The 12581-nt window shown below is 66.5% G+C and carries 12 protein-coding genes; 5 read left to right on the top strand and 7 right to left on the bottom strand.

Annotated features, from left to right (window positions below):
* Positions 1 to 34 precede the first annotated feature (34 nt).
* Positions 35 to 343, bottom strand: coding sequence for a hypothetical protein (locus ABZT87_RS12910; RefSeq protein ID WP_354854457.1), 309 nt, complete (start codon positions 341 to 343; stop codon positions 35 to 37).
* A gap of 38 nt (positions 344 to 381) precedes the next feature.
* Entirely contained in the window at positions 382 to 2019 is a 1638-nt protein-coding gene (locus ABZT87_RS12905; RefSeq protein ID WP_355135532.1) for an ABC-F family ATP-binding cassette domain-containing protein, read from the bottom strand.
* Between the two features lie 62 nt (positions 2020 to 2081).
* On the opposite strand from ABZT87_RS12905, the gene ABZT87_RS12900 reads away from it, so the two are divergent.
* The 3 genes from ABZT87_RS12900 (at position 2082) to ABZT87_RS12890 (ending at position 3686) form a co-directional block, all read left to right on the top strand.
* Positions 2082 to 2852, top strand: a complete 771-nt coding sequence (locus tag ABZT87_RS12900; RefSeq protein WP_354854454.1) for an ROK family protein — start codon at positions 2082 to 2084, stop codon at positions 2850 to 2852.
* 89 nt (positions 2853 to 2941) lie between these two features.
* The gene (locus tag ABZT87_RS12895; RefSeq protein ID WP_354854452.1) at positions 2942 to 3310 is read left to right on the top strand and encodes a tetratricopeptide repeat protein; all 369 of its coding nucleotides are present in this window, start codon (positions 2942 to 2944) and stop codon (positions 3308 to 3310) included.
* A 121-nt stretch (positions 3311 to 3431) separates the two neighbouring features.
* Positions 3432 to 3686: a Smr/MutS family protein gene (locus ABZT87_RS12890; RefSeq protein ID WP_088987488.1), complete on the top strand. Its 255-nt coding sequence runs from the start codon at positions 3432 to 3434 to the stop codon at positions 3684 to 3686.
* 971 nt (positions 3687 to 4657) lie between these two features.
* On the opposite strand, the gene ABZT87_RS12885 is transcribed toward ABZT87_RS12890, so the two are convergent.
* Together ABZT87_RS12885 and ABZT87_RS12880 are read right to left on the bottom strand one after the other, a co-directional pair.
* A complete protein-coding gene (locus ABZT87_RS12885) occupies positions 4658 to 7927 on the bottom strand; it encodes an NACHT domain-containing protein (RefSeq protein ID WP_355135530.1) in 3270 nt (1089 codons plus the stop codon).
* Positions 7928 to 8152: 225 nt separating this feature from the next.
* Entirely contained in the window at positions 8153 to 9427 is a 1275-nt protein-coding gene (locus tag ABZT87_RS12880; protein WP_355135528.1) for a helix-turn-helix domain-containing protein, read from the bottom strand.
* A gap of 227 nt (positions 9428 to 9654) precedes the next feature.
* On the opposite strand from ABZT87_RS12880, the gene ABZT87_RS12875 reads away from it, so the two are divergent.
* A complete protein-coding gene (locus ABZT87_RS12875; protein ID WP_355135526.1) occupies positions 9655 to 9903 on the top strand; it encodes a flavin reductase in 249 nt (82 codons plus the stop codon).
* A gap of 105 nt (positions 9904 to 10008) precedes the next feature.
* On the opposite strand, the gene ABZT87_RS12870 is transcribed toward ABZT87_RS12875, so the two are convergent.
* From ABZT87_RS12870 to ABZT87_RS12860, 3 genes are all read right to left on the bottom strand, one after another.
* A complete protein-coding gene (locus tag ABZT87_RS12870) occupies positions 10009 to 10248 on the bottom strand; it encodes a hypothetical protein (protein WP_355135524.1) in 240 nt (79 codons plus the stop codon).
* A 188-nt stretch (positions 10249 to 10436) separates the two neighbouring features.
* Positions 10437 to 11252, bottom strand: coding sequence for a hypothetical protein (locus tag ABZT87_RS12865; protein ID WP_355135522.1), 816 nt, complete (start codon positions 11250 to 11252; stop codon positions 10437 to 10439).
* 45 nt (positions 11253 to 11297) lie between these two features.
* Complete coding sequence (locus tag ABZT87_RS12860; RefSeq protein ID WP_355135520.1) at positions 11298 to 11474, bottom strand: hypothetical protein; 177 nt, start codon at positions 11472 to 11474, stop codon at positions 11298 to 11300.
* A 326-nt stretch (positions 11475 to 11800) separates the two neighbouring features.
* On the opposite strand from ABZT87_RS12860, the gene ABZT87_RS12855 reads away from it, so the two are divergent.
* Complete coding sequence (locus tag ABZT87_RS12855; RefSeq protein ID WP_355135518.1) at positions 11801 to 12568, top strand: hypothetical protein; 768 nt, start codon at positions 11801 to 11803, stop codon at positions 12566 to 12568.
* Positions 12569 to 12581: the final 13 nt, after the last annotated feature.

The following is a 12581-nucleotide window of genomic DNA, read 5'->3' as shown; positions in this document are numbered from 1 at the left end:
GCCACCAGGGCCATCGGCCCGGCGGACGGCCGGGTCAGCCGGACAGGGTGCGCCGGCTGCCGCGCATCCGCTGGCGGGGTTGCGGGGCGGCGGCCCTCGGCCGCTTCAGGTGATAGCGGTGCAACTCGTTGTGGCCGGGCAGGGACGGGTCCTCGCTCATCGCGACCAGTTCCCAGCCCTGGTCGCCGGCCCGGTTCAGGTGAGCCAGCGCCGTGTCGCCGTACGGCGTCACGTCGACCATCGAGCCGTCCGGGCCGTACCAGACGAAGACGACCTCCCAGCCGAGGTCGTTGGTCGCCGCCTGGCGGCGGCGGACCAGCAGCGCGTACTCCCACTTGAGCATGGCGTCATTCTCACCCCGGCCCGGCCCTCCGGCACGGATCAATCCTCGGCGATCCGCCCGGCGTCGACCCGCAGCCGACGGTTCGTCTCGATGGCGGCCAGCATCCGCCGGTCGTGGGTGACCAGCAGCAGCGTGCCGGGGTAGCTGGCCAGCGCCGATTCGAGCTGCTCGATGGCGGGCAGGTCGAGGTGGTTGGTGGGCTCGTCGAGCACCAGCAGGTTGACCCCGCGCCCCTGGAGCAGGGCCAGCGCCGCGCGGGTCCGCTCGCCGGGGGAGAGGGTCGCCGCCGGCCGCGGCACGTGCGCCGCCCGCAGCCCGAACTTGGCCAGCAGGGTCCGCGCGTCCGCCGGCGACAGATGCGGTACGGCCGCGTGGAACGCGTCGATCAGCGGCGCGTCGCCGAGGAACAGTCCCCGAGCCTGGTCCACCTCGCCGACCACCACGCCCGGCCCGAGCGAGGCGGTGCCCTCGTCAAGCGGCAGCCGCCCGAGCAGTGCGGCCAGCAGGGTGGACTTGCCCGAACCGTTCGCCCCGGTCACCGCGACCCGGTCCGCCCAGTCGATCTGGAGGTCGACCGGCCCGAGGGTGAAGCCTCCCCGGCGTACCACCGCATGTCGCAGGGTGGCCACGACGGCGCCGGCGCGGGGCGCGGCGGCGATCTCCATCCGCAGCTCCCACTCCTTGCGGGGCTCCTCGACCACGTCGAGCCGTTCGATCAGCCGCTCGGTCTGCTTGGCCTTGGCGGCCTGCTTCTCGCTCGCCTCGCTGCGGAACTTGCGGCCGATCTTGTCGTTGTCGGTGGCCTTGCGGCGGGCGTTCTTCACGCCCTTGTCCATCCAGCCGCGCTGGGTGCGGGCCCGCGTCTCCAGGCCGGCCTTGGTGTCGGCGTACTCCTCGAAGTCGGCGCGGGCGTGCCGCCGCGCCACCTCGCGCTCCTCCAGATAGGCCGCGTAACCGCCGCCGTAGTGGTGCACCTGCTGCTGCGGCAGGTCCAGCTCCACCACCCGGGTCACGGTGCGGGTGAGGAACTCCCGGTCGTGGCTGACCAGCACCGTGCCGGCCCGCAACCCGGTGACGAACTCCTCCAGCCGCTCCAGGCCGGCCAGGTCCAGGTCGTTGGTCGGCTCGTCGAGCAGGAACACGTCGTACCGGCTGAGCAGCAGCGACGCCAGCCCGGCGCGGGCGGCCTGACCGCCGGAGAGCCCGGTCGTCGGGTGGTCCAGGTCGACCGCGAGCCCGAGGCCGGCGCTCACCTGCTCGGCGCGTTCGTCCAGGTCCGCGCCGCCGAGGGCGAGCCAGCGCTCCAGCGCGTCGGCGTACGCGTCGTCGGCGCCCGCCGTCCCGGCGGTCAGCGCCTCGGTGGCCGCGTCCAGCGCCGCCTGGGCGGCGGTCACCCCGGTCCGGCGGGCCAGGAAGTCGCGTACGGTCTCGCCCGGTCGCCGTTCCGGCTCCTGCGGCAGGTGCCCGACGCTCGCGGTGGGCGGGCTGAGTCGCACGCTGCCGGCCTCGACCGGCAACAATCCGGCGAGGGTACGCAGCAGCGTCGACTTGCCGGCCCCGTTCGGCCCGACCAGGCCGACCACGTCGCCCGGGGCGACGACCAGGTCCAACCCGGAGAAGAGTGGGCGGTCCCCGTGCCCGGCGGCCAGGTCCTTGACGATCATCGTGGCGCTCATCAGGACGGCAGCCTATCCGGCTGCTCGCATAAGAGCCGACGGCAGCGGGCAGACTCAACGGCGTGGTGACCACTCTGGCGATCGACTGCGGTGGCGGGGGCATCAAGGCGTCGGTCCTCGACGAGGCCGGCACGATGCGCGCCCGGCCGCTGCGGGTGCCGACCCCGTACCCGCTGCCTCCCGCCCTGTTCGTCCGGACCCTGCTGGAGCTGGGCGGGCGGCTGCCCACGGCGGACCGGCTGACGGTCGGCGTACCCGGGATGATCCGGCACGGCGTGGTGGTGGCCACCCCGCACTACGTCACCCGCAGCGGCCCCCGCTCCCGCATCGACCCGGACCTGCTGGCCGAGTGGTCCGGCTGGGACGCGCGAGGCGCGCTGGCCGACGCGTTCGGGGTGCCCGCGCTGGTGCTCAACGACGCCGAGGTGCACGGAGCGGGTGTGGTCGCCGGCACCGGCTGTGAACTGGTGTTGACCCTGGGAACCGGGCTGGGCAGCGCCCTCTTCGACGGCGGTGTGCTCGCACCGCACCTGGAGCTGTCGCACGCGCCGGTGCGCTGGGGCACCACCTACGACACGTACGTGGGTGAGCCGGAGCGTCGGCGGCTCGGCGACGCCTTCTGGTCCCGGCGGATCCGGCAGGTGGTGGACGGGCTGCGCCCGGTGTTCCGGTGGGACCGGCTCTACCTGGGCGGGGGCAACTCCCGGCTGATCCGGCCGGAGCAGCTGGCCCGGATGGGCGACGATGTGGTGGTGGTGCCGAACACGGCCGGGATCGTCGGCGGCGTCCGCGCCTGGGAGCTGGCCGCCGGCCGCCGGGACGCTCGCGCCTGACCCTATTTCCACCCGGGGAACAGTCGCCAAACGTCGAGTGTTGTGCCAGCGTCGCAACAGGTGACGGCGCGACCCGAGGAGGTGGGCAGATGGATCTTCTGGCGGACTACCGGCGGGCGACCATGTTCTTCGAAACCGGTGACCCGAGCCGAGCGGCCCGACTGCTGGAGCCGATCGTCGACGCCGAACCCGGCAACGCCGCTGTCCGGCAGCTGCTGGCCCGGGCGTACTTCCAGTCGGCCCAGCTCAACCGGGCCGAGGAGCAGCTGCGGGAGCTCGTCGACCGGGACCCGAGTGACCACTACGCGCACCACGTGCTGGGCCGGACGTTGGAGCGGCTGAACCGGCACACCGACGCGCTGCGGCACCTGCGGATCGCCGCAGCGATGTACGCGGCCAACGACGACTACCGGATCGCGCTGCAGCGGGTGGAGACCCGAGTGGGCGGCACGCGCTGAGCGGAGACCTGGTGATGAGCAAGGGGCGGTCCTGCGGACCGCCCCTTCGTCGTCCGGCGGCCGGGCCGACGGGCGTGCCTAGGATGGCGGACATGGGACCTGACCGGCCGGGGGCTGCGGCATGAAGCTCAAGCTGGACCTGCACGACATCTTCAACAAGGGCCAGGACATCGACCGCGCGCTGCGCGGGATCATGGACGAGGCGGTGGCGAAGAAGGCCACCCTCGTGGAGATCATCCCGGGCAAGGGGTCGGGACAGCTCAAGAAGCGTGTGCTGCGGTTCCTCGACCAAAAGGACGTCAAACAGCTCTACCACCGGGTCGAGAAGGACTCGAAGAACTTCGGCCGCCTCTTCGTCCACTTCCGCTGGAAGTAGCGCCGACACCGGTCCTGACCTGCGCGTTCGGGTTATTCGAGGACCACAGAGCAATGATCATGCCGTCTCCAGGCCGTCGCCAGCTTCCGGGCCGTCGTCGGCCGGCTTCGTTCCGGGTGGAGACCTCCGCAGTGCGAACGCTCGGCGGGATGGCGCGAGGACCACTCTTGCGTGTCCGTTTGACGGATTCCGACACCGTCTTCCTTGAACCACTATAGAGGCATGCCGAGATGGGAATACGCGCGCTTTTCGGTCGAATGCAGAGACAGTAATCTCAGCGGCGATGACCGAAACGGTTGGACAATCTCCTGGCTAGATGGAAAGGAAACGAAGAGGCAGGCCATCGAAGGAGAGGTGGCCGCGATGGCTAAGCTGAATGAAATCGGAGACATGGGCTGGGAGGTTATATCTGTTTCGAGGGTCGGGGCTTCGACCGTCGAATATCAGCCGCACGCCGGATATGGTCGACCCGCGAGTGGCGGTATCACTGTCTGGACGTCATCTGTTAATTATGAACTCAAGCGCAAAAAGGCCAGTTAGATCCCGCCTTCTCTATGGCCCTCGCCGGCCCGCGGGCTGTCGTCAGATTCCCGGCCCCCGGTCGACCACCTGGTCCTCACCGAATGCCTTGTCAATGGCTAGCCGGGTGCGGTCCTCGCTGCTAGGCAGCAGGTGTGTGTAGGTCCGGAGGGTGAAACCGGGGTCCGCGTGGCCCAGGGCCTTGATGCTTTCCCCGGCGTCCAGGAGCACCGAGGCGTAGGTGTGCCGGAGCACTTGCATCCCGTTGTGCCTGTCGTTCGGTGCGCCCGTTGCACGGATCGTCGAATCCAGATGCCGGAGTTGAGCATGCGAGCGGGTGAGGGCGTGCCGGCGGGAGTGGACAGGTACAGCTCGACGCTCTGCGGCTCGCCGGTCAGGCTGGCCAAAGGCAGGGTGATCGGTTCGGATGGGGCCCCTCGCTACCGGGGCAACTAGTCCGCGCCTTCCTGTCGCCGAGGTGCGCGCGGATTAAGGGTCCAGCCGAAATCTCCGCCCTCTAAATCCCGCCTGGAGATCACCTTGGGGTACAGGGGGTCGCTATGTTCAGCAGTTCGCTGCTTTGGGATGTGCGTAGCAGGAACGAGTCGCGCTCGGAAAGCAATGCCACCCTCGAATGGCGTAACACTGGATACCATGCCCAGATCATTCAACGGGTCGAGATCACTGACCGAAAATCCGACCAATGAAATATTTAGCGGATGGTCAAGTGGTGCCAGCGATGCTAGTAGGAAAGATCCCCGCTGAAGCTTCTGCCAGTTAGCGTCCGGTTCGTCAACCGTAATCTCTAAATGTTCAAGCGATTTAAGAGCACCGAAGATCCGTAGGCTGCCGAGAGCCGCGCAGTTCGTGATAGTCGCTTTCCTCAGCGTAAATGTCCACCTGGGAAGCACTGACAAGTCAATTAGATTCCGGCAGTTAGACAGTGTTAATTCTTCCACTCCCGCGATGTGCTCCAACCCGCTCAGGCTGCCTAGTAACTGACAGGACGATACCTGGAGGCGCTGGATCACGGTAGCGGGGCCAGATGAACCTAATGAACGTCCCGGCAGCTCCCGGAACTCTAGGCTGCTGGGTCCAGACGTGTAGCTAACCCCGCGTGCCTCAAGGCTGCAGGCCTCCACAATGAGGGATCGAAGCTTCGGCAGTCGGTCAAAGCTAGAGACGAAGGCTGCGTCGGATCCATCCCTTTTAACTCCTCGTATATGCAACTGGCTTAGGGAAGGCGCTCTGAGCTGATTTAGTTCAAGCACACCCTCGAAGTCGAGTTCCATCGTCTGAACCGACGCCGGAACAAAATCGAGCTTTGAATTCGGCGGCAGGGTACACGCCAGATCGTGTACACCGCGCAAGAACCGCAAGGAGTCCACCAGCCCTGGATCACGCACGGTGAGGGTGGACAGCTCCATGTTCGATATCACCGCTTTGGCATACTCATTGTGGTCGAACCGCGCCCAAGCGGCGATCAACTCCCGGCGAACAAGTGGCTCTGTCCGTGCTGCAAATTGTGCAACAACCGGGAGGGCCTCCTCGCCGCCAATCTCTGTCGCAACGCGAATCGTTGCTGCGGCTTCGACCTCAGTCTTCGGAAGAGAAGCAGCCAAAAGATCAAGGACGAAAGGCCCAACTGCAAGGGCTTTTGCCTGCTCTAGGGAGCTTGGTGGAAGCATACGCTGGACGCGTGCCTGAATCTCCATGCGTAGCTCGGAGGTCAGTTCAGTGCTCGTCTCCAGGCAGGCCGCCGCGAGCAAGTACAGCGTTGCTCGCCACCGAGGACTCTTCTTAGCCTTTTTCAAGAGGCCCTTTAGTAACTTCTCCCTGCGTTCGCGACCAAAGTGGCCGCAGGCCATAACGACCACTTCATGCCAGTTATCCAGATGCGCGTTCGCGAGTAGCAAGCCGTCGTCGTCATCATCTACTGCCGCCTTGGCTGCAAGATAATCCTGAAACGTGCGATGAACAAAGTCCGTGCGTCCATAAGCTGGCTCGCGAAGCAGACCTGTCCGCTCAAGAAGGTGACGGTACACGACATCGGCCGACGCTCGTATAGTCATAGCGTCCGTCTTCCGTGCGATCCTGCCTACTACCTGAGGTGTGGGAGCATCGGACGCGCCATTCTTGATGAGCCAGTAGGCTAGGTCGCTCAATAGTATCGCCTTTGCGGTACGCGTTATTGCCACGTCCGTAGATATCTTCCGTTCTGCGTCGCGCCGTTCAAGCAACATCTGTAATGCGATGTCGTAAAGCTCCATACGGCTCTCAGGAAGAGTCGCATGCCGGTCTCTATACAGGGCGCATATCAGGGAGCAAAGAAGTGGATATCCGGCGAGGCGCCGCAGATGCTGCCTGCCAGCCATCAGCTGGAGAAGGCCGGACTCCAGTTGAGCAAGTTCATGGGAGCCCGTGTAGGTTGCAGACTCCTTGCGCAGTGCTTCGAACCAGCGCCCAACGAAGGTAGCAATATTTGACGGGGACATAGGGCCGAGCTCGGCCTCAGTAAACTCCAAAGGGGTTAGCCACGTTGCTTCCGCTGCAGCCGGTCGCGAGGTGACAATGTAATGAGACCTGGGAAAAGCGTTGATGAGTTCGGTTAGCCACCGTCTTACTTCGTCGCGGCGATTCATTGGTAGCTCGTCAACGCCATCGATAAGGATGGCACCTTTGCCCGAGCGTAGCTTGTTTTGTACCCAGCCTACTGGCATCTCATCGGCAATGTGGCTTCCGATTACAGTTGCGAAATCACCAGCTGACGGAAGGCGCTCATTGACGTACCTCCGCAGAGGTATGAAAAATGGCACAAGCTCGCTCCAGTGGGCTAGGCCCGGTGGGAAGTCGGACCGTGCGCAGCGAACCGCTATCCATTGAAGCAGGGTTGTCTTTCCCAGTCCCGCCTGTCCTCGTAGGAAGATCCGGGTGCTCTCCTCAAGCAGGTTCTCAACTCGCTCACCCGCCACTAATGAGATGCGGCCCTGGTGCTCGACCGGATTTGTCTTGGTAACCGTTGTTAGGCTGATATATGCCACTGAGAGTGAATACCTGCGCGACGCCTCGCTGAACGTAGCCCCGAACATCTCGACGACGTCCAAGACTCGTGCAATCAGCTGTCTATATTCGTATTCGAAATCACGAGCCGACTGACGAGGTGGTGTGCTTTCGATAATGCGCCTAAGCTCGTCGATGATCTCAGTTTCTCGCCTAAGTATTTCTACCAGCGCCGCAGGCGCGAATGGGGGAAGTGTTTTGGCTAACTCGATTGCGTATCCAGAACATTCGCGTAGCAGTAGGTCATACAAGCGAGTCGCATCGTCTGGAAGATCATCGCTCGCGCCTGCGCCCTGACTGCGCAGGTATCGATCTAAGTACACCGCATCAAGATCAGCTCGGAATAGGTCGTCGTTCGTGAGCCGCGCCTGTTCGAAGGTCGCCTGGACGGCGAGAATCGCTGCGTCACGATCGTTCTCCCGCAGGTTTCGGAACTCTGTCTCGACCAGCGGCTGTGTTCGCGAGGTGACAATCTCTATCATTTGGTCGGCGACGCGTTCCAGTTTTCGCCTTTGAATAAGCGAAGTGAGCGAGGTGCTTGCCTGGTCAATTGCCTTCGTCGTTAGGTCCGCTGCAAGTGTCTTGTCGCCCATCCATAATTTGATGGCACTGTTCACGGCTGCCGAGGCAAGGCCGAGGAGGGCTGCTTCAAGTCCGGGCACCGTACCTCCATGCTGGGCGCAGGGCTACTTATCTACCATCCAGTCCGAAGTTCCGCAGCCCGCTGGTAGTGAAGGTGTAACACATCCGACATAGCCGTTCCTCCAGCCGGCGGAGGGCTCATGCAGGAGCCAGGCCATCGATGCCATAAGTGACCGCAGGTCAGAGACGTGCTTGCCGGTTTGACCGACTGCGCCACGAATCCAGACCAATGCTGCTGGATGTATCTACCGGACCACATTCAACGCGTCGCGGAACTCGGCGGTGGCCTGCTCGTGGGGGTAGCGACGGTGGAGTTCGACGTCGACTTCACCGGCGACGAGCAGCAGCGAGGGCAGGGACCGGCGAGTTGCGGCGAACGCTGCCACCCCCTGCTCGACGGCCCGGTCAAGCTCACCAGCGCGCAGGGCAGTGGCGGCGAGAGTGAGTCTGGCTTCCGCCATCCGCATAGGTGATCGCTCGATGCCATCGGACCCGGTGCCGAGACGCAGAACCTCGTTGGCGTAGTGCTCGGCGAGAGTGTCGTGCTCGGCGAGCCGGTAGGCGTCCATCGCGTAGAACAGCCATTTGCCAGGATCGACCTCGAAGTGGTTGTCGGGCCGGTCTGGCGCACCGAGGTCGTCGAGTAGCCGCCGACCTCGATCGAGCGCCGCCCGCGCGCCCTCGAGGTCGCCGAGTCGTGCCAGCGCTTTGGCTTCCTGTGCGATCAGTTGCACCCCCACCCGCTGCCGGCCGGCCGCTTCCTGCCCAGCTCGGGCGGCAGTCAACACTGCCTCGTGCCGAGACTGGGTGAGTGCGAACCACGCCGTCATCTCCCACGCCCAGCCGGTGATGCCGGCGTGACCGGCTTCCTCGCCGAGCTGACGGGCGGCAGTGCGGGTGGCCTCGGCGCTGGCGCGTTTGCCGAGGTCGTATTCGACACAGCCGATCAGCAGCGCCAGCCAGCCTGCGCACACCAGCAGTTCGCGGTGCTGCCGTAGCCCGGTGGGTCGCTGTAGCAGTCGGGCGACCTCGCGCAGCCAACTCTGACCTTCGGCGCGGAGTTCCCCGGCGTCGCGCCACCCGTACTGGCAGCACAGCTCGGTCACGGTCGCCTGCAACGTCTCGATGGTGGCGGGGGCGGTGTCGCTGGCGTGCATTCGATGTAGCAGCTCGACGGTCTCCGACGGCCGGGTGTCGGAGGCGGCGGCGATATCCAGGGCGGCGCAGGCGATCAGCTCCCCACGGGCGGCCAGGACGTCGTCGATCCGGCGGGCCAGATCCTCACCCGGTCGGCGACGGCCGTTCTCAAGGCGGGAGAGGTGCCCCTTGTCGGCGGGCAGCAGTTCGGCGAGAGCTGCCAGGCTGAGTCCGCGCGCTTCCCGCGCTGTGCGCATTCGGGCGCCGAATGTTGGCATGTCTCGCGCCTCCCGCCGGAGTTGCCGGGTTGCCGATGCGGGTTGGCAACGCGCAACCCGTCGACCGATGTGAGCGTACCGCCGCACGGTGTATCGGACGAGCACGCGCAGTGATCGGCGGGAGGCGTGGTGGCAGTTTGGGAGCGGGTCAAGCGCTGGTGGAGGAGACGGCATCAGGTCCAGTTGGACAAAACCGGCGCAGCGACCTGCTACCCACAGCGGTCCGGCGCGTATGGAATCACGGCGCGGGACGGCAACCGCGACGGTGGGCGGGCGGCGCTGTGATGGCCGGAGGATGGGAGACGGCACGGGCCAATCGGGCTGAACGGTCGGTGTCAGCGCTCGATCGCCGGATGGACGGGGAGCACCTGCCGCGCCGGCCGCAGTGGCACTGTCAGACGTGTGCGGCAGACACCCCCTGGCCGTGCCATCCCGCGCGGGTGCGCCTGGCCGAGGCGTACGGGTGTGACCGTATCGGCCTTTCCATCTACGTCAGTGGGCTGCTCGTCGTCGTCGTCGTGGAGCTGCCCGAGGTGGCGCCGGCCGAGTTGTACGAGCGGTTCGTGGCCTGGACGCGCTGATGGGCAGCGTCCACCCAGGCGACGGGGGCATGTCCTACTCCGACCGGGCGCACGGTCACAGGCTGGCGGTGAGAAGGCCGCACACGGCCAGCGGGAGCACCGCGCTCAGGGTCCCACCAGGGCCGACGAGCGATTCCGCGTACGGGAGACCAGCATTGCGAGCGTTACCAGGCTGACCAGCAGCTCGAGGAACAGCGCCGGCGCGGCGACGTACAGCCCGAAGAGCAGCATCCGGGAACGTTCGGAGTCGCACACCTCGCCGCAGTCCGCCGGAACCGAGCCGGAGCGGTCGCCGAGGAACAGGCCGAACGCCACAACGACGGCCACGTACCAGCCGATCAGCACGAGGAAAGAGGAGCGCGGGTCGCCTTGCCCGTGCTGGCTATGTCGGAGCATGGCGGCGACGGGGGAATGACGGGAGTATCCGCTGTCGTACGAGCGGGGTCAGTCCCTGCGCGTCTAAGCGGGTGCCGTGGCCGGCCGGGCCGCACCAGCCCTAATCGAACTCCTCGTCCCCATTCGGACTACTCGCATCAGCCGCCGGGCTGACCGCTCGGCAGCGGTGGGCCCGCGGTGACGAGCCGGACCGTCGGTTTCAGATCGACGCAGAGCTTGCGGGGGAAGGCGGGCGCGGCCTTGCGGACCACGTCGCACCCACCCGACGTGGTCCGGGCGACGGTCGACCATCCGGCCGGCTCGTTCCGCAGGAAGTAGCGCCGTACGGCGGTGTTCACCTCGCACCCAGGGCGTGGCTCGGCGCCGCACGAGGTCGGGTCGTCGGCCACCGTCATGACCAGCCACGTCCCGTCGCAGGCTTCGACGTGACCCTGCGAGTGGCGGGACACGTCCATCCCGCGTACGGCCGCACGCGTCCAGGTCGGGTCGCAGCGATCCTTGGGTGGGTTGCAGCCCAGGTTTTCATCGCAGCGGCTGTAGGCGCCGTTCTTCAGCGCCCACGTCTTCTGGTTGAGGGACAGCGGGCGGTCGCCGATGGGCTCCTCCGACGTGAGGGTCACCTCGGCGGGCTCGAAGGTCGGGCAGGCGCCAACGATGGCGGACCCGGCCGAATCCTGCACGATGTCGGCAAAGATGACGCCGTTCTCCTCGGTCTGGTTGTCGACCCGCACGTTGCGGGAGCAACCATCGCCACCAGCGAGCGCCTTGACCTGCACCGTCACCGCCCGGACACCCGGACCGGGCGTCACGCCGCTCACCTCGGCCTGGTAGGTGCCCCACGCGGCGGACGCGCTCGGTGCGGCGTCTCCGGGCCGTGTCTGCGGCGCCGCGCAGGCAGCCACTCCCGGCACCACGGCAGTCAGCAGGCAAAGGACGATGGCGAGCCGGCGCATGGGTGGCATTCTGCCCGGCCGTGCCACATTTGGTGGCCCCGTGAGTCAGGCGTCGGTGCGGGAGGTGTGCACGACCGGACGTCGGGACCAGCACTGCGGGCGCTGCCGGACGGCCAGCTCCAGCGTGAGGTGGTCGGACTCGATCATTTCCCGGGCTATTCGACGCGCCATCTCCAGGCGGTCGACGTACGCGTCAAGATCGGTCGAGCCGGCGCCAGCCATAATCGAACTCCTCGTCCGCATTCGAACTACTCGCATCATCCACCCGGCCGGGAGTCGTCACCATTCCCCGATCGGTGGAATCGACCCGCCGTACGGCTCGGTGTGACGTACTCCTGGTGGGGCCGATGGTAACGGGGCATCCGCCACCCCGCCGTGGAACTGCGGAAGTGTTCACGACATGTGCTGCGGTCAATGGTGCGGTGCGGATTTGCCGCCGGTGGCTACATTGCACCGTGCGCGGGTCGGGGGGCGCGATTTGTCCGGTGAGGGATCTTCGATACGGGAGGACCGCCGTGCGGCAACCGAGCAGAACCGATCCGTTGTTCGTGGCCGTCGAGTCCGCGGCGATCACCCGGTCAGACGTCGCCGGGCTCGTGGCGGGGCGGATCGCCGCCGTCCGGGTGCCGGGGCTGCTGCCCGCCGCCCGCTGCCACGCGATCACCGCCGCACTCGCCGACGCGGAGATGGACCGTTACGACGAGAGCCGGGTGTTTCCCGTCGTCGCCAAGTTCGGCCCGGCCATCAACGATCACCGGGACGGCGGTGACCTGCGCGACGACTACTGGGAGGCGGCTCGTGCCGCCGAGAAGGGCTGGTCCGTGCTGGGTCTGCCGGACGCGCCGCGCGAGCTGTGCCTGGCCGCGTTCCGGTCGGCCTGGCCGGATGTGGCACCCGGGCGGCGGCAGCGGCGGGAGATGCACGTCGGCATCGTCCGCGAGATCAACGCCGGCCTGCAGGTGCACTTCGACGACGCGGTCCGGGAGTACGCCGGCCGACTGCTCGACGCGGAGGTGGTGGCCCAGTTGGCGTTCAACATCTACGTCCGGGTGCCGCCCGTCGGCGGTGAAACGGTGCTGTGGCGTCGCCGGTGGCAGCCGAGCGACGAGGACCTGCGGATTCCCGGCGGGTACGGCTATCACGAGTCGGTGGCCGACGGCGCGCAGTCGTTGACGTTGCGGCCCGAACTGGGAGAGGGATTTCTGTTTGACCCGCGTCACTATCACACGGTGCGTCCGGCGACGGATGGCCGGCGAATCTCCATAGGATGCTTCGTCGGGCTCACCGACGACGGTCGACTGGCTCTCTGGTCGTAGCGAAGGGCGTTTC

It is taken from the genome of Micromonospora sp. NPDC005237, assembly GCF_040607775.1.
Classification (GTDB): domain Bacteria; phylum Actinomycetota; class Actinomycetes; order Mycobacteriales; family Micromonosporaceae; genus Micromonospora.
This window is presented reverse-complemented; position numbering and strand designations above follow the sequence as displayed.

What these genes read in the sequence shown, in the direction of transcription:
- ABZT87_RS12910 (WP_354854457.1), bottom strand. Translation starts at nt 343, where the DNA reads ATGCTCAAGTGGGAGTACGCGCTGCTGGTCCGCCGCCGCCAGGCGGCG.
- ABZT87_RS12905 (WP_355135532.1), bottom strand. Translation starts at nt 2,019, where the DNA reads ATGAGCGCCACGATGATCGTCAAGGACCTGGCCGCCGGGCACGGGGAC.
- ABZT87_RS12895 (WP_354854452.1), top strand. Translation starts at nt 2,942, where the DNA reads ATGGATCTTCTGGCGGACTACCGGCGGGCGACCATGTTCTTCGAAACC.
- ABZT87_RS12890 (WP_088987488.1), top strand. Translation starts at nt 3,432, where the DNA reads ATGAAGCTCAAGCTGGACCTGCACGACATCTTCAACAAGGGCCAGGAC.
- ABZT87_RS12865 (WP_355135522.1), bottom strand. Translation starts at nt 11,252, where the DNA reads ATGCGCCGGCTCGCCATCGTCCTTTGCCTGCTGACTGCCGTGGTGCCG.
- ABZT87_RS12860 (WP_355135520.1), bottom strand. Translation starts at nt 11,474, where the DNA reads ATGGCTGGCGCCGGCTCGACCGATCTTGACGCGTACGTCGACCGCCTG.